Raw genomic sequence first — 15524 nt, 5'->3', positions numbered from 1 at the left:
ATTAGTTAGGCTACTCTTAGGCAATGTTAGAACGCTATCCACCACTTAGCAATCTGTCATACTCTGGATGTGACCCAATCCAAAACCATACAAAAGTATCATCTTCTTTTACAGCAAGCGCCCGATATTGTATACCAATACGCACTGACCAAAACTGACCGGCTCTTTTGAAATGCAATGATGGATATTTGGGATCTTCCCGAAGAAACTCGTAACATCGATCAGCAAGCTCTTGGATATCAATTGGTAACTGGCGATAGTAATACCAAAAATCTGGGGTTGCTCGATGTTTCACAAATCAGTACAACGCCCTTCTCGGAGATGTTTGAGTGCTTTCTCTGCCAATACATCTAACCGACCAGTAGCCGCATCTTTTTCAATCTGTTTATCCCAGACTGCTGCATCGAATTCCGCAAACCAGGCACGAAAAGCAGCTAGATCCTCTGGTGAAAGTTGACTAATAGCGAGTTCTACTTCCTTTAGGGTACTCATAATTTAGATAAATCAAGCTTGTCATTCTCTAACTTAAATATACAAGTACTTCCGAACAAAATAACTGAATTTATTTAGGCTAAATATTTTGACACCATTTACACTGCTCAAACCTCTGTTTCAAAAACTCCTGATTGGGATGGCACGTTTTATTTTCTGGAACTCGTAAATTTTTCCCATCGATTGTTTTATATTCAGTTTTTTCGAGAGTAGGTGAGATGTGTATCTTCATTGTTATTGGATTGATGGCAATGAGGTTTAAGTCAAATAAGGTATGCAAATCAGCACGTAACAACAAACCATTTGACGGATGATTATTTATCCATTTCAATATAAGGAATAATATGGGCAGCTTCAAGCGCAGCCTCAGCATCAAAATTTGTAATAGCACACTTATAAGAATAGGCTTCTAGCAAAGACTGACGAAACTTTGACTGTCCTTGTCTTCTAACTATTGATACAGCAATTTTTAGACGAGCCTCAGTATCACTTTTAAAAGTGAAGAAATTTTCCTTATCAAGTTCTTCTCTGGCAGGTAATAGTTCCTTCATCTCTGGCGATGTCTTCGTCTCCAGAGATGATTTTTCAGGCTGCGGTTCTATCGGTGGTTTTGGAGGCTTAGATATCTCCCTCTCCCTATTCAAAATTGATTTACAATTCTTTATTCTCTCAATTACTTTGCCATCTTTTGGATCAACTTCTAAAGCTCGTTGATAAGCATCAATTGCAGCTGGATAGCCCTTTTTTTTCTTCCAATCATCCCCTTGCTCCACAAATACGTCAACAAGTCTTCGCCCTTTTTCTAACCTTTGGTATTTGAGAGAATGTTCCTTCCATTCTGAATCCAAAGAGGAAGCAGCTTTACTATTAAATCTACAGCCACTGCCTCCAAAGTTAAAATTGATACCTTGAAATTGAGGTAATTTTCTTAAATTCTTTTGTTCCAGAGGGAAATCAAAGTCAACAACTGAATCTATTTTAATGCAAACGAAAAAACATCCAGCATAATCAAATATATATGCTTCACTTAAATCTGAATATTTTTTATCTGAATGCTTAAGTTGTTGAGTCTTTGGTGCTGCAATCACATAACCAGCAGCAATAAAGCCAATAGGTTCATTGCCAATATTTCCACTTCTCTTAAAATAGGCTCTATCCCCAACTTTTATAAATTTGGAATTTCCACAACTCCAGGGTGTTTCATAGTATTCTCCTGACGAAATATCTGACTTTATTAAACCAGGAAGTTCCATATTTTTAATGACTCCTTTTTCAGGGTGGTCATATTCTGCTTCACCGTTGCAAAGAAAAATTATAGTTTCCATCAAATATAAAAATGACTAATCATGACGATCATGATGTTAGCCATTTAGTATACTAAACATAAACAGTATATTTACTTTTTTTAGGTATGGCATCGTGATTGTCGTAGCGTAAATAATCTTACGATTATTCCTCAGCATTAGGATAAAAGTCTAAGTCTAAAATCTCATCAACAGAAAAGGGTCGGATTTTCTTCTCCTAGCTCGATTACACCTATTAAACTCTGAGTCCACGGGTCAAGGTCGGTTAAAGGTTCTAAGGTTGGACTAGAAGGAATAGACAATAGGGTTTTTTGTTGAATAGCTAAATCCTCAATCAATTCAGCCTCCGTGAGTTTAAAGGTGCTGATGCCATCAGCCTCTGTGAAAAGACCAAAATTCCCGACTTTTTTGAAAAGTCGGGAATATGTTTATCACGAATGACTTAGGGATGCTATCTGACCAAACACTTTGACTGCTGCATAAGTTAGGAGTTCTCCCCATCTCCTTCATCTCCCTCTATTCTGACTGAATCGGATGATCTCTAGGGTTAACCAACCTCAGCAGTTTTTGCTTAATTTGAGCATCGAATACTTCCCATTTCATTTTCGCATAGGCGGAATTTTCGTTACTGCCAGATAAGAAGCCCATCGGGATTTCAAAGCCGCCTGCGCTTGTCCTTCCACCGCCGAAAAACCGCCCGGCGCTATCTTGCCCAAAGGCTTCTTTGATGAATTCATCGGGGTCAAGGGTGAGTTTGGTGGTTCTCAGAGAGCCGATGACTATTTCTAGTTCTTCGTCTTCATCGTGAACAATGCCATAAACTACGGCGGTGTGGACGTTTTCTTCGGTGACTAGAAAATCAGCCGCTTGGGGGATGGCGTCACGGTCTTCGTAGCGTAAGTAACCAACACCAGCAATAGAAAAGTTATTTTGGACGATGCGATTTTTCAGCGATCGCTCGATCACATCCATTACCCGCTTGGAACGGTTCGCCTGTAAAATAGCATTCAGCAGTTGAGCGTCATAAAATCGGCTTAAATACGCCGCTGCCATAAAATCTTCTTCTTGCGCTTGCATGAGCCGATTTGTATCCGATCGCAAGCCGTGCATCAAGGCAGTAGCACATTTGACGTGTTGATTTATGCTGCTATCTAATGCCAATAATCCCGTTTGGAGGTATTGAGTAAAAATTGTTGCCGTCGCTCTTACATAAGGACGGATATCCTCAAACTCTGAGTGGAGATCACCTTGGATACTGTGATGGTCGATCAGTACCACTAGGGGAATTCCAGCCTGCTGCACCCCTGACAGTAGTTGTGAAGTGGTTCCCTGGTTATCAATTAATACAAAACCTTGATAAGATGACAAATCTTTAGTTTTCAAGGTTTGCGTTGTCCAGCGTTGGATAGGTAAATTAGTTAGCCTCACCAACGCAATATTTTCTTGATGGCTCAATGCGCCAGCATAAATGATTTCACATTTGATATCATATTGCTGGGCAATTAACTGGTAAGCCCAGGCACAGGAAAGGGCATCAGGGTCAGGAAAATCTTGCAGAATTACCAGTTGGCGATCATGTCGGTGTGCCAGAAGAGTTTTTTGCAGTTCTTCTGACTTTTGTTGTGCCAGAGAATTACCACGATGACTGAGATATATAGCTCCATCACTTACCGATGGCGGTAATGACGGACTCTTAAATGCAACTTCCACTGGCGCTTTCTCGATTTCAGGTTCCTCTGGGTTTGGCTCTGTGGTCAATGACAAACTCTCAAAGTGAGTAACGGGAGAATTCAAGTACATAGGGAACTTTTTTAAAGTGTCAGGCTCCTTTAATTCAGAAATACTACGATCAGCAATTCACTGAATTTAGCCACATTATTATGATCTTCGCAAAAATATCAAGACATTGCACTATACATCTAAGTATATTTTTTGTCAGTAGCAGCGCTTGACATCAACTAAATTCCACTAGAGGGTGGATAAGCGCTGGAAACAAGGAAGTTTAGGATATCGGGCTGTATCTGACAGCATAAAGCTGTTTTAGGAGGTTTTTTTCTCTTCCGTAAATTGAATAAGCGAAATTTTTATCTGACTTAGGGTATACTTCCTATCTTATACTTTGGGGCTAGTCTTTGATATTTGAAATATTCTTATGCTCAATACTCTCATTATTGTGACTATTGAGCAATTAACAATTATTTTTGATGAACAACGCGTGTTTCGTATCCCCTTTGAAAATTCTGATAATTTAGGGAAGATGGGGAGCAAAAGGGAAACCCCATACACAAGTGTAGAGGCTTGAGCGTTGATCGATTGCGCCTGTCTACGAGACGCGATCGCGTTCGTTGCAAGCCATATAGCCACCAATTTTTCAACAATCCATAACTAAAGTTATTGCAACTGTCCCAAAGCAAGAGGGCATCTCTTTTTTCTCCTCTGCCCCTGTGCTATTTTGCTCAAAGACCTATAACATACTTTTGCCACTCTGTGTGCAATCCACTCTTAAGATGTTTGCTGACCTCGAAATAGAGGCTGCTATAAGGTTGGCGGGGGGGATGACGCAAAGGCATATGAGCTTCGTGGGGAGTGCGACTGCCTTTTTTGACATTGCAACGGACACAAGCTGTCACAATGTTTTCCCAGGTATCACCCCCACCGCGCGATCGCGGTATTACATGGTCTAGGGTCAACTCGTCCCCTGTGTAACCACAGTATTGACAGGCATGACCGTCACGGTGCAATATATTTCGGCGAGTCAGAGGAATTTCTTTATAAGGAACGCGTACATAATGACGCAACCGGATCACGGTCGGCAACGGAAAATCCGAGTACAGGAATTTGCCATTGTGTTCCACGCGTTCTGCTTTGCCCTTGATTAACAGAACCGCAGCACGACGCCAACTCGTTATATTGAGAGGTTCGTAAGATGCGTTTAAGACTAAAACCTTCCCCATTTATCTGTGCTCAGGGTATTAGCTTTACATAGATATTAACACAAATACACCCTGCCAGGGAGATGAGAATAAATTATACTTTCGGGAGAAGTCGGAAATTAAGTTATGAGTAAAGAGTTATCAGTGAAGAGTTAGGAGTTTGCAAATGAAGAGTGCTGAGTTCCGAGTTCCCAGTGCTGAGTTAAAAGACCGCCCACAAGGGGCGGGGTATCAACCAACTCAGGAATACAAAGATTCCGCCACGCCACAAGCTCTACTTGGCTACAAGCCAAGACCGCAGTGGCTCCACAAGGGGCGGGGCTTTTACCATAGGGCAAAAATACTGAGTACTCTTCTTCCTCAGCACTCAGCACTCAGTACTGAGTATGGTAAAACTTCTAACCTGATGTAAAAAAAACTTACCGTAGCTTGTCAATCTCATGAATGCCGATTTGAGAGAAACTCGAATGCTCCTGACCAGATTTGATCGCGCTGACTTGATGGGAGCTAATCTCAGTAGTGCTTTATTTCAAGGGGTCAGCGGTGATGACGGAACCCTTTTCTGTAATCCCATCATGCCTGATGGTGCTATCATCAACGATGTTTCCATCTGGGTAGATAGTCGTTGGCTGAATGGTACGCTCGTTTAGATGAAACCCTTACACCCAAAAGCCAATTATATTAAGGGTTTGCGCTTATATTAGTGCCATTCGTTTCAGAGAGTTTTTGCGTAAGTCCTAAACTCCTCACTCCTAACTCATAACTCTTAACTTTAGTTCCACAACATCTTGTATCAATTCCAATATGAAGGTTAAACTTCCTATTTAATCTGATATCGCTTTTAGAAGCGTGTATAGATAGATAACTTGAAAGTTTAGCCGTGGTGGGATAGGAGTCAGTACAAATGTTAAGTCGCAAACAAATCCCTGGTGTAGTTCCTAATCAGCAGTGCGACACCTATGCGTGGTTTTCGCAACGAGCCTGGGTAGAAATTGATTTAGGGGCGTTGTCGTATAACGTACAGCAATTGGTGCAGTTTTTATCGCCGCATACCCAGTTGATGGCAGTAGTAAAAGCTGATGCCTATGGACATGGAGCGGTAACAGTCGCCCAAACTGTAATCCAATCGGGAGCTACTTGGCTGGGAGTCGCTACAGTTCCAGAAGCTATTCAATTGCGAGAAGGCGGGATTCAAGCGCCCATTTTGATTTTAGGGGCAACTCATACACCAGAGCAGATTCATGCGATCGCACATTGGAATCTTCAGCCCACACTCTGTAGCCCTAAGCAAGCCCTAGTGTTTTCTGATACAATAGAATCAATGAATTATGGTTCTCCAGTACCCGTACACATCAAATTAGACACGGGAATGTCTAGGTTGGGAACTAATTGGCAGCAAGCTGGTGAATTTGTCCAATTAGTGCAACGCTTACCACATCTATCTATTGCCAGTATTTATTCTCATTTGGCAACAGCAGATGATCCTGATACTACGGCAATGGAAGAACAGCATAAACGATTTGAGGATGCGATCGCTCAAATTAAAGCAATGGGAATTGAAGTGCCTTGCTTGCACTTGGCAAACTCAGCAGCTGCACTCACAAATCCGGCATTGCACTACGACATTGTGCGAGTAGGTTTAGCCGTTTACGGACTCTACCCAGCAACCCATTTACAAAATGCGATCGACCTCAAGCCCGTTTTGCAACTTAAAGCACGAGTCACCCAAGTTAAAACAATAGCCGCAGGAACTGCTGTCAGCTACGGGCATCAATTTATTGCCCCGCGTGAACTTCGCCTCGCCGTCGTCGGAATTGGTTATGCTGACGGTGTTCCTCGCAGTCTTTCCAACAAAATGCAGGCGTTAATTCGCGGTCAGCGAGTGTCGCAAATTGGGACAATTACAATGGACCAGTTGATGCTGGATGTGAGTGCCATACCCAATATCCAAGAAGGAGAAGTAGTGACCTTACTAGGGGAACAGGGAAAAGAACAAATTTCAGCAGACGATTGGGCAGAACAACTAAACACTATTTCGTGGGAAATTCTCTGTGGGTTTAAGCATCGTCTGCCTCGTGTTGCGGTTATGTAATTGGGCATGGGGCACGGGGCATAGGGCATGGGAAATTAATTTCTCCCTTGTCCCACATTTTCCCTTTCCATAAATAATTTATTATGGTATGATAGTAAACTGATGCGGATATGGCGGAATTGGCAGACGCGCTAGATTTAGGTTCTAGTTCCGAAAGGAGTGAAGGTTCAAGTCCTTTTATCCGCATTTTTAACTTTGCGATCGCTCAGTTATTGGGTGATATCAAACCAGAAGACAATTGTCTATCGTGGTATTTTCTGCGATCGCTCCTATCGCCATTTTTTCTTTAGAGGAAATTTCAGGCTGTGGCTGGGCTTCGTCATTTGGTGCAGCACTGCACTATGAGCACTGGTTTGCTTTCAGACAGGCGATAGTAGTTGCCATAACGCTAACACACCGTAAATATTTGAGATAAATTTAAGATTAATTTTATCTATAAATTCAGCCTTTGATTTTCAAAAAAAATTAGATCGTTCCGCTTCGCTACACTCAAAAAGGGTAAAAAAAATAAGAGCAAAGGGCAAAAGAACTAAAGTGTAAAGGGCTAAAGAGTCCTCCCAACCGCGCAGACAACACGAAAACCAATATAGTAGTCGATGAGGTCGCGCAACGGCCTTAGGCCGTTGTCGCGGGACGCGGAACGGCAGTCTTTAGGATAGTCGATCCAGGAACCGCCCCGCAGAAGACGATATTGATTATGATTATCTATCCATGCACTTGCATCTCTAGGCGCTCCTTTATAGCTGTTATGCAAACTATCTTGACACCACTCCCAGACATTCCCGTGCATGTCGTATAACCCAAAGGCGTTGGCTGGAAAACTTCCTACCTCTATTGTTTGTCCACGTTTTTTTCCTTTTGGTGCAGAAGCATAAGTAGAATTTCCATTGTAGTTGGCTAACTCACTTGTAATGGTCTCGCCGAAGTGAAATGGTGTCGTTGTTCCTGCACGACAGGCATATTCCCATTCAGCTTCACTAGGTAGACGATATTGCTTGTTTGTATATTTGGAGAGGCGATCGCAAAATTCAGCTGCATCCTTCCAAGAAACTCGCTCTACTGGTCGTTTATCTCCCTTGAAATAAGATCGGTCTGCTTGCAGGTCACGATTAACTTTGGGTAGTGCTGCTACTCTTTTCCATTGTGCTTGAGTAACTGAGTATTTACCCATCAAGAATGATTGAACCGTCACTTCATGCTGAGGTTTTTCCCGATCACTTCCTTCCCCGGATGGTGAACCCATCATGAATGTGCCATCGGGAATATACACCATTTCCAAGCTGACACCATTTCCTAAGTCTTCGGTGAAATATTGGGCTTGACTTCTATCTCGTTTCACCTCTTGACCACTTGCATTTACCTTCACCATCTCAAACTGAAAAACCTGTAGTTCAGCTTGATGTGCTGTAGGTGCTGGCTCAGAAACTCCTGACCTCCCGCCCCAAGGTATTGTAATAGTTTCAGGACTTTTTAGGGGCGTAGAAGACTCTCCAAGTCGCTGGGCAATTCTAGAAAATGCCTCAATTGCTTGCATATCGGAACCCCTAGCAGCCACATTCACGCGAATCCATAACTGTCTGGCTAATTCCCACTCTCCTTTGACTTCCGCTTGATAAGCGTCAAGTTTCATCGTGGCAATATCAGTCAGCGTGGCATAATCGGGCAACAAAATTAAGTGTAATTTGGTGGCTGGTTCAGCGATCGCATAGGGATGTTGTGGAGTTTTCCGGTGCGTTTGATTTATTGTGGGAACTCTTGATTGTAAATATGTGTCCAATCTTTCTACTGTGGCGCAGTTTCCTGCACCTGCTATCCTCAACCCTTCTAACAACGCCTGGGTAAATGAGCCGTGTTGCAACTGCTCAATTTCATAAGACTTTTGACTGGGACTGCAAGAGTAAAAGGTGACTACTCCCTGATGTTCTTCACCAATACCCTCTCCTCGCCTGCTTCCTTCATCGCGGCAGGCATCTAAAAATAACACTACATTATCAGCACCACTGCGGCGCAATCTTTGGGTAACAAAATCAACAGGGATTGCCGTATGTTCTACATCACCTGGATCGCTATCCATCAGCATGAGATAGTCACGATCAGCTGACCGACAACCGTGACCAGCAAAAAAAAACCAGAGATTATCCCCTGGTGCCAATAGTGGCTTTTCAAAGTTTGCCCGTAAAAACCGCCGCAAGTTACCGTAAGTAGGTTGAGTAGGAATGGGTGTACCAGAAGCGGGAATTGGGGGAGAATCCTCTGTAAACAGAAACACTCTGTCAAACCGCACTTCCTTTTGAAACCAATCGCGCATAGCTTCGGCATCTAGTTTGGCGTAGTTTAAGTGCTGAAGATTGTTGTACTGGTTAATGCCGATCGCGATCGCCCAATTTTTAGCCATTTCTGCGTTGGTGTTGACTAATCTGTTCTTCCCTATTGCAAGTTTACGTGTTATTACTGAATAATAGTAATGCACTGTCATGCAGTTTATAGTCTAAAACTAAAAAATAATTGCCTGCCATGACCAAACCTCAAATTGTCGTCAGAATTCCCCCGTATCTTCTAGAAAAGCTTAACAACTACGCTCAACAGACTGGCACATCTAAAACGGAGGTAGTAGTTGGCGCTTTGGCGCACTATTTAGGATGTGTTGAAAATTTACCATTAAACCAAAGAGTTGCCGAACTGGAAGCGAGAACGGCGGTGCTAGAAGCTTTGGTAAAAGCCAGTTAAATCAATAATAATTTCAATAATTAAATTTATGTCAGCAGAAAATTCCACACCAAAAGCCATCTGGGTTATTACCGAAGAAACGGCTGAAACATCAAGTACCACTAATGAAATATTCAGAAATATTGGAGCAAGAAGCAGTGGAGATACAGGAGGACGACTCGGAGTTGAAACCACTGAAGAAATAGTTGTGAGCCGAAAAAAAGACGAAATAGTAATTACTAGACACAAAGTAGAGGTAACTAAACTCAAGCAAGAAATGAAGGGGTTTCTGGAAGCAATGCGGGAAATGCTTGATGAAGCTGACCAACCCGATTCTAAGATGCAGCTTAATGAGGTGGAACTTTCAGTAGAAGTCAATGGCGAAGGACAAATCAGTTTGTTCGGGATTGGTGGTGGTAAAGCTGGGGGAAAAGGAGCAATGACTTTTAAATTCAAGCGGAAATAATTGGTAGTTGAATATGGGTAGGAATTGGGCGATTGTTGTTGGGATTAATCACTATGAGAATCTGCGGTCGCTAAATTTTGCCAAGCGAGATGCTTCTGCGATCGCAACTTGGTTTCAACAAGAAGCCAAGTTTAATCAAGTTTTCCTCTTCACTGATGATTCTCCTGCGATTGCAGCAAATTCACCAATTCCCACTCAACCTACTTTCGGTCATGTGCGGCGATTCTTACGGGCACAGTTTGAGAATATTCAATCTCCTTTATTAAAGCCAGAAGATAATTTATGGTTTTTCTTTGCAGGTCATGGCAATCGATATAAAGATAAAGATTATTTAATGTTCTCAGACAGTGATCCAGGGGATGTAGAACATACTGCTATTTCTGTTGATTTTATAACTCAAAGACTGCGCCGCAGTGGTGCTGATAATGTAGTGTTGTTTTTGGATGCTTGCCGAGAAGAAAGTAGTCGGGCGGGATTGGGAATTGGTGAACAAAGATATCAGGGAGTTATCACATTTTATTCCTGCACAGCTAACCAAAAATCTTGGGAAATTGAGGAATTACAACATGGATCATTTACCCATTGCCTATTAGAAGGATTGCGACTACAGGGAGAGGCTAATTGTGCCACAGTAGAGCGTTTAGCACAATATTTAGATTATCAAGTTCCTCATCTGAATACTCGCTACGGAAAGCCTACACAAAATCCTTATCTTCAGGCAGAACCGCCTTACAAAATGTATTTTATTTTATTAGAGCAAACTGCCACACTTAGAGATGTAGAGCCATTAAAATATCAAGCTTCTCAAGCTGAAAATAGAGATGATTTATCATTAGCAAAACAATTATGGGTGAGAGTTTTAGCTGTATCCCGTGGTGATTGGGATGCAATTGAAGCTATTGAAAGGCTTGCCATACGTCAGCGACTTACAATCTCAACTCCTGAGCCTGTGACTTCCTCAAATGGAGGCAGGTCAGTAAGTTCTGAACCCGTATCTGGTTCATCTACACTAAATGAATCAGCCCAAGAATTGCTGTTGGCTCAAAGGCAAGAAGAACATCGGCAGAATTTAGTTCGTTATCAGCAAGCTTTCTCAGAAGCAATTACACAAGAATATCCTCTTAATGAATTAACGAATCGTCAGTTGAAACAGTTACAGCAATCTCTGCAACTTAACTCAGAAGAAGTATTGCAGATTGAGCAACCAATTTTAGGCAACGTAATAGAATTAAATCAAATACAAGAAAAGCTATATTCTCAAAATAATTTATTTGAAAATGACTTAAATGTTATATCTTCTGAGGAAATTCCTAGTCCATTACTATCAGAAAATTCTCCGAATCAAGAAATTTCTTCAAAGGTAGCACAATCTTATGAAGATAATACTACCATTTTTTGGTCAATACCAAGTTTACTGCACATGATAGGAGGTTTATATATGGAATGGATTACATCTCCTTCTTGGTTCTGGTATTTGCTTCTAACTATGGTTGGGTTTGGGGTTTACAGTCTTAGTTATATCTCAATAATACAAGACGAAGATTTTTTCAAGGATAAAAAAGATTTTTGTTTTTTAGAGAAGGTAATGGGTTTGCTATGGGGGATCGGATCTGTCATATCATTAATTTTAGGTTTGGTCTGGATCATAGAAGGAGCTTTACTAGGGACTAAAGTTTTCGCCTCATATTTTGTTTTGCCTGTTATTTTGATTGGGGAGATTCTTCTAATTGCTTTTGCGAGTGTTAGTGTAGGAGTCACTGCCGCAGGAGTAAAAAAGCTTGTTGGTATATTTATGTTTCCCATAATGATAGGAATATCCTTTTTAGGTTTAGGAATAGGATGGGGAATAGGACATTTTTTTTAGAATGTGTGATGAATGTAAAAAATATATGTTATGAGTAGCTCTTTGACCTACTAGCTGACCCCAAGCGGAACATAGCCGGACAGCCAAATGTGCTCTAATATAGGAATCCGACTTGAGTCTTGCTAGGCATACTAGGGTATAACCCATGTCAGGTCAGGTTTCGACCGTTATAACTTTTCAAAAATCAAATATAAATCCTAGTATTAGTGACAAAAGTAACTATTTCAATATGACTTTGTATACAGGCGTGTACCTGATTACTCCGATTACATTGAGAATGTACAAATCAAGTAATGCAAGGCACATTAAAGGATATATGAACCGCTTTAAATCTATTCTTCTTGGAGGCTTATTAGCAGCTGCTTCAATTGCTGCTCTTTCTCAAAATGCTAATGCTGCTGAATTTAAATCTGAGCATGATCATTTGAATCATAATACTGTAGCTTTTAATAACAGTAAATTCCAACATGAACGTCAAGTCCGTGAACAACGCGCTCGTGAATTACGTGAGCGTCAAGCTCGTGAACAACGCGCTCGTGAATTGCGTGAACGTCAAGCTCGTGAACGACACGCTCGTGAATTGCGCGAACGTCAAGCGAGGTTTCATCACTAAGCTGAAAATTTTCGCCCACTCATATTACGTTAGGAGAGTAGCAATACTCTCCTTTTTTTATTTGCATAAACCTGCTCAAATTAATGCCCAAATTCAGCTAAATCTGAGGTGATAAGTTTTTCAATTAGTTCTATAACACCATCTCCCCGACTACCATTAGTCACAAAATTCACGCGCTCTTTGAGCGTCGGTAAAGCATTGGCAACTGCTACTGAATAACCACAAAAATTGAGGAAATCATGGTCATTCTCTGCATCGCCAATCCCGACGACATTTTCAGGTGATAACTGCATCTCAGCCAAGACAGCAGCTAACCCTGTGGCTTTATTAATTCCTGACGGTAGCACCATCACCGCAGCTTTGTTCATTATGACTTGTAATTCTAATCCCATCTGGCGGATAGTTTCTAAAACTGTGGTTTCATGCGGATGCCAAGTAGCGACAATTACACGACCAACTGACAGGGGCTTGACTTGGCGATCGCGCAATGCGTTAATAAATTCTGCTGGTGGTTGCGAACCTAATAGTTTCTCTTGACGGTTAGCCGGTGAGTACAGCAAAGCGCCGTTTTCTGCTACTACATAATCAAATAAATCTATTTGTATAAAAACTTGCAGCAATTCATCTAGCTGTCTACCTGTCACCAAGATAAGTTTGTAACCAGAACTCCGCAGACGTGAAAGTGCTGCCAAAGTATTTTCATTTACATGATTGTCAGTTGCTAGTGTACCGTCGTAGTCAGTGGCCAATACAGAATAACGCATAATGTTACTCAATTTTTTTGACTGTTAAACGAAACTTTTGTCATTAGTTTGTCATTGTGAGGAATGCCTCCACTAGCTGCCAATGGTTCTACAATTGGAGCAATCAATCCAGATTCCAAAGCTTTTTTGACTTACTGTTGACAGATGAATTTGCAGCATTTTTCCAACCAATCATTTAACTATCTATCAGCTTCCTGTTTAGTTTCCCGCATAAACAGCAGTGGAATGGCATCGTCTAAATAGCCTTCACACTCTTCTATAGCATCCAAAGCTGCTAAAGCCGACTATCCGCCAACTGGCTGCGAAACTGACTAATTTCCTCTAGTGTAAGGATAGGCATTTAATAGTTTTAACCAGTAAATAAATATACGAACAATTCAGCAATTATACATCTAATGCCTAATCTAGAGATGTGGCGATGTCTACGACGGGCTATGACGCTCTCTACGAGACGCTGCGCGTAGCTGGCTTTTGAGCAGGGGTACGAATACTCGCTCTAAGCGAACGCGAGTAGCGTCTCTAAGAGTTGCCATGCCGTAGGGGTACGCTATCAGCGTCGCACTCACACAACATCTACAGTAAGAATAAACTGGCGATCGCACAAATTTTTTGGACAACCAGAAAAATTCACCTGGAGACGCCGGTTAATTTCACGCCTTTTTCTGGTATAGTCATTAGCCCTTCTGAATTGTGCTTTATTTTTGCAAAAAAAATCAGTATTATTACTGTGGTCAATTTGAAGTTACTCGATGCAAAGTGGCTTCATCTAGTCCTTAGCTAGTTAAAGACTAGATTTTACTTAAGTGTAAATACAGAAGTTCAAATATATTACCGTCAATAAAATCAGTATTATTCCTGTGGTCAGATTGGGGTTACTCAATGGAAAGTGGCTTCATCTACTCTTGGCATTTTTATGTCTTATTCTCGAAAGATGTTTATAAATCTCAGTAACAGTAAGTAAATTAATAATAATTTACGAATTTACTAAGATTTGCTCATCTGAAAATAACGCTACTGTCGTTGAGTTTCACCACAAAGCCAGATGTAAACTGATGTACTTTAAACTACAAAAGTTTGATGCCTTTTACTTGATTTTAATTGTGGAATAACTCTGCACAAATTTAGCTTACACGTATCGAATTTAGCTGAAGTAAAAGCAAAATGAGCACAACTCCTATAGGTAGCTACAGGTTGTTCCAGAAACTACATCCGCTATCTCTGTTGGCACAATTAACCAGTCGGCGTGCTACAGGTTGCTTAAGCGTATTTACCGGGATAGTTTCTTGGTCAATCTATCTAGAGGACGGTAAACTTACTTATGCCTCCTATTCAGATAAACTATTTGAGCGCCTTGACAGTCATTTGCGACGCTTGAGTCAGCATATTCCTGCTCTCAACAGTGCCACTCGTGTGCAGATGCGGCTGATGTTTGAGACGAAAAATGAACATCAATCAATACTAAATCCGGATTACCAAGCTATTTGTTGGTTAGTAAATCAGGACTATATTACCTCTGTGCAAGCAGCAAGCCTGATAGACGAATTGGCAAAAGAAGTGCTGGAATCATTTCTGTGTTTAAAAGAAGGTAGCTATGAATTCAGCCCGGAAAGCTCTTTGGATGAACTACCAAAGTTCTGTCGCCTAGATTTGCGGTTACTTGTTGAACACTGTCAAAAGCAGTTACGAAATCGGCAAAATATCCAGTCATCAATTCCGGCTGGTGGGGGTTCCCAAGTTTTGTCTAAAATACAACCGTCTCAAGTTCAGCCACAACTGCAAATAAAACTTGGGCAAAAATTGCCGAAACCAATCAATTTTGATATTCCTGAGAATAATAAAACTACTCAGCCCCCTCTTGGTAAAAAACTATATACAATTGCCTGCATTGATGATAGCCAAACAGTTTTGAATTCTATCAAACACTTTTTGGATGAAAACACATTTTCGGTTGTGATGATCAACGATCCGGTAAAAGCTTTAATGCAAATTCTGCGGAGTAAGCCCGATCTGATTTTGCTAGATGTTGAGATGCCAAGTTTAGATGGCTACGAGCTATGTTCTTTATTACGGAAACATTCAGCTTTTAAACATACACCGATCATTATGGTGACTGGTAGAACAGGATTTATCGACAGGGCAAAGGCTAAGATAGTCAGATCATCAGGATATTTGACCAAGCCCTTTACACAATCAGAATTGCTAAAAATGGTTTTTAAGCATCTTGGTTGATTTAAACAAGGCAAATAAAAATAACAAAATATGTTTAATTTATTTTTTTAGGAGATTTAAT

At 41.1% G+C, this 15524-nt stretch carries 19 protein-coding genes and 1 tRNA gene; 10 read left to right on the top strand and 10 right to left on the bottom strand.

Features of this window, described 5'->3' with window-relative positions; genetic code table 11:
* Nucleotides 1–34 precede the first annotated feature (34 nt).
* The 7 genes from V7K30_RS20495 to V7K30_RS20470 all read right to left on the bottom strand — a co-directional run bounded on the left by V7K30_RS20495 (nt 35) and on the right by V7K30_RS20470 (nt 4750).
* Nucleotides 35–295, bottom strand: a complete 261-nt coding sequence (locus tag V7K30_RS20495) for a ParE family toxin-like protein (RefSeq protein WP_335002358.1) — start codon at nt 293–295, stop codon at nt 35–37.
* The gene (locus V7K30_RS20490; RefSeq protein WP_335002356.1) at nt 292–492 is read right to left on the bottom strand and encodes a hypothetical protein; all 201 of its coding nucleotides are present in this window, start codon (nt 490–492) and stop codon (nt 292–294) included. The genes V7K30_RS20495 and V7K30_RS20490 overlap by 4 nt, the downstream gene beginning before the upstream one ends.
* 79 nt (nt 493–571) lie before the next feature.
* The gene (locus V7K30_RS34330; RefSeq protein WP_442941085.1) at nt 572–865 is read right to left on the bottom strand and encodes an HNH endonuclease; all 294 of its coding nucleotides are present in this window, start codon (nt 863–865) and stop codon (nt 572–574) included.
* Entirely contained in the window at nt 807–1817 is a 1011-nt protein-coding gene (locus V7K30_RS20485; protein WP_335002354.1) for a hypothetical protein, read from the bottom strand. The genes V7K30_RS34330 and V7K30_RS20485 overlap by 59 nt, the downstream gene beginning before the upstream one ends.
* 167 nt (nt 1818–1984) lie before the next feature.
* A complete protein-coding gene (locus V7K30_RS20480) occupies nt 1985–2134 on the bottom strand; it encodes a hypothetical protein (RefSeq protein ID WP_335002352.1) in 150 nt (49 codons plus the stop codon).
* Between the two features lie 178 nt (nt 2135–2312).
* A complete protein-coding gene (locus V7K30_RS20475) occupies nt 2313–3596 on the bottom strand; it encodes a DHH family phosphoesterase (RefSeq protein WP_335002350.1) in 1284 nt (427 codons plus the stop codon).
* Nucleotides 3597–4252: 656 nt separating this feature from the next.
* On the bottom strand, nt 4253–4750 hold the full coding sequence (locus tag V7K30_RS20470) for an HNH endonuclease (protein ID WP_181928621.1): 498 nt from the start codon (nt 4748–4750) through the stop codon (nt 4253–4255).
* A gap of 145 nt (nt 4751–4895) precedes the next feature.
* Here V7K30_RS20470 and V7K30_RS20465 point away from each other — a divergent pair, with 145 nt between their 5' ends.
* From V7K30_RS20465 to V7K30_RS20445, 5 genes are all read left to right on the top strand, one after another.
* A complete protein-coding gene (locus V7K30_RS20465) occupies nt 4896–5141 on the top strand; it encodes a hypothetical protein (protein ID WP_335002348.1) in 246 nt (81 codons plus the stop codon).
* A gap of 28 nt (nt 5142–5169) precedes the next feature.
* Nucleotides 5170–5379 (top strand): pentapeptide repeat-containing protein, encoded by a 210-nt coding sequence (locus V7K30_RS20460; protein WP_335002346.1) that lies wholly within the window; start codon nt 5170–5172, stop codon nt 5377–5379.
* A gap of 254 nt (nt 5380–5633) precedes the next feature.
* On the top strand, nt 5634–6821 hold the full coding sequence (gene alr, locus V7K30_RS20455; protein ID WP_335002344.1) for an alanine racemase: 1188 nt from the start codon (nt 5634–5636) through the stop codon (nt 6819–6821).
* Nucleotides 6822–6925: 104 nt separating this feature from the next.
* Nucleotides 6926–7007 (top strand) — tRNA-Leu (locus V7K30_RS20450).
* Nucleotides 6981–7166 carry a hypothetical protein gene (locus V7K30_RS20445; protein ID WP_335002342.1) on the top strand — a complete coding sequence of 62 codons (186 nt, stop codon included), beginning with the start codon at nt 6981–6983 and terminating at the stop codon, nt 7164–7166. Before V7K30_RS20450 ends, V7K30_RS20445 begins: the two co-directional genes overlap by 27 nt.
* A 199-nt stretch (nt 7167–7365) precedes the next feature.
* Here V7K30_RS20445 and V7K30_RS20440 read toward each other — a convergent pair whose 3' ends face one another.
* A complete protein-coding gene (locus V7K30_RS20440) occupies nt 7366–9216 on the bottom strand; it encodes an SUMF1/EgtB/PvdO family nonheme iron enzyme (protein ID WP_335002340.1) in 1851 nt (616 codons plus the stop codon).
* A gap of 119 nt (nt 9217–9335) precedes the next feature.
* On the opposite strand from V7K30_RS20440, the gene V7K30_RS20435 reads away from it, so the two are divergent.
* The 4 genes from V7K30_RS20435 (at nt 9336) to V7K30_RS20420 (ending at nt 12470) form a co-directional block, all read left to right on the top strand.
* Nucleotides 9336–9548, top strand: a complete 213-nt coding sequence (locus V7K30_RS20435) for a DNA-binding domain-containing protein (RefSeq protein ID WP_298910263.1) — start codon at nt 9336–9338, stop codon at nt 9546–9548.
* Between the two features lie 28 nt (nt 9549–9576).
* The gene (locus tag V7K30_RS20430; RefSeq protein ID WP_335002337.1) at nt 9577–9993 is read left to right on the top strand and encodes a Pepco domain-containing protein; all 417 of its coding nucleotides are present in this window, start codon (nt 9577–9579) and stop codon (nt 9991–9993) included.
* Nucleotides 9994–10006: 13 nt separating this feature from the next.
* Nucleotides 10007–11857, top strand: a complete 1851-nt coding sequence (locus V7K30_RS20425; protein WP_335002335.1) for a caspase family protein — start codon at nt 10007–10009, stop codon at nt 11855–11857.
* A gap of 316 nt (nt 11858–12173) precedes the next feature.
* Nucleotides 12174–12470 (top strand): hypothetical protein, encoded by a 297-nt coding sequence (locus tag V7K30_RS20420; protein ID WP_335002333.1) that lies wholly within the window; start codon nt 12174–12176, stop codon nt 12468–12470.
* An 80-nt stretch (nt 12471–12550) separates the two neighbouring features.
* Here the strand turns inward: V7K30_RS20420 and V7K30_RS20415 are convergent, their stop codons facing one another.
* Both V7K30_RS20415 and V7K30_RS20410 read right to left on the bottom strand, forming a co-directional pair.
* Entirely contained in the window at nt 12551–13234 is a 684-nt protein-coding gene (locus V7K30_RS20415; RefSeq protein WP_335002332.1) for an HAD family hydrolase, read from the bottom strand.
* A gap of 422 nt (nt 13235–13656) precedes the next feature.
* Nucleotides 13657–13851 (bottom strand): hypothetical protein, encoded by a 195-nt coding sequence (locus V7K30_RS20410; RefSeq protein WP_335002330.1) that lies wholly within the window; start codon nt 13849–13851, stop codon nt 13657–13659.
* A gap of 544 nt (nt 13852–14395) precedes the next feature.
* Here V7K30_RS20410 and V7K30_RS20405 point away from each other — a divergent pair.
* A complete protein-coding gene (locus tag V7K30_RS20405; RefSeq protein ID WP_335002328.1) occupies nt 14396–15463 on the top strand; it encodes a response regulator in 1068 nt (355 codons plus the stop codon).
* The last annotated feature ends 61 nt before the right edge of the window (nt 15464–15524 follow it).

The sequence above is a fragment of the Nostoc sp. genome (genome assembly GCF_036917655.1).
In the GTDB taxonomy this organism is placed as follows: domain Bacteria; phylum Cyanobacteriota; class Cyanobacteriia; order Cyanobacteriales; family Nostocaceae; genus Nostoc.
This window is presented reverse-complemented; position numbering and strand designations above follow the sequence as displayed.

What these genes read in the sequence shown, in the direction of transcription:
- V7K30_RS20490 (WP_335002356.1), bottom strand. Translation starts at nt 492, where the DNA reads ATGAGTACCCTAAAGGAAGTAGAACTCGCTATTAGTCAACTTTCACCA.
- alr (WP_335002344.1), top strand. Translation starts at nt 5,634, where the DNA reads ATGTTAAGTCGCAAACAAATCCCTGGTGTAGTTCCTAATCAGCAGTGC.
- V7K30_RS20485 (WP_335002354.1), bottom strand. Translation starts at nt 1,817, where the DNA reads ATGGAAACTATAATTTTTCTTTGCAACGGTGAAGCAGAATATGACCAC.
- V7K30_RS20460 (WP_335002346.1), top strand. Translation starts at nt 5,170, where the DNA reads ATGAATGCCGATTTGAGAGAAACTCGAATGCTCCTGACCAGATTTGAT.
- V7K30_RS20430 (WP_335002337.1), top strand. Translation starts at nt 9,577, where the DNA reads ATGTCAGCAGAAAATTCCACACCAAAAGCCATCTGGGTTATTACCGAA.
- V7K30_RS20415 (WP_335002332.1), bottom strand. Translation starts at nt 13,234, where the DNA reads ATGCGTTATTCTGTATTGGCCACTGACTACGACGGTACACTAGCAACT.
- V7K30_RS34330 (WP_442941085.1), bottom strand. Translation starts at nt 865, where the DNA reads ATGCTGAGGCTGCGCTTGAAGCTGCCCATATTATTCCTTATATTGAAA.
- V7K30_RS20425 (WP_335002335.1), top strand. Translation starts at nt 10,007, where the DNA reads ATGGGTAGGAATTGGGCGATTGTTGTTGGGATTAATCACTATGAGAAT.
- V7K30_RS20420 (WP_335002333.1), top strand. Translation starts at nt 12,174, where the DNA reads ATGAACCGCTTTAAATCTATTCTTCTTGGAGGCTTATTAGCAGCTGCT.
- V7K30_RS20475 (WP_335002350.1), bottom strand. Translation starts at nt 3,596, where the DNA reads ATGTACTTGAATTCTCCCGTTACTCACTTTGAGAGTTTGTCATTGACC.
- V7K30_RS20470 (WP_181928621.1), bottom strand. Translation starts at nt 4,750, where the DNA reads ATGGGGAAGGTTTTAGTCTTAAACGCATCTTACGAACCTCTCAATATA.
- V7K30_RS20465 (WP_335002348.1), top strand. Translation starts at nt 4,896, where the DNA reads ATGAAGAGTGCTGAGTTCCGAGTTCCCAGTGCTGAGTTAAAAGACCGC.
- V7K30_RS20440 (WP_335002340.1), bottom strand. Translation starts at nt 9,216, where the DNA reads ATGGCTAAAAATTGGGCGATCGCGATCGGCATTAACCAGTACAACAAT.
- V7K30_RS20405 (WP_335002328.1), top strand. Translation starts at nt 14,396, where the DNA reads ATGAGCACAACTCCTATAGGTAGCTACAGGTTGTTCCAGAAACTACAT.
- V7K30_RS20435 (WP_298910263.1), top strand. Translation starts at nt 9,336, where the DNA reads ATGACCAAACCTCAAATTGTCGTCAGAATTCCCCCGTATCTTCTAGAA.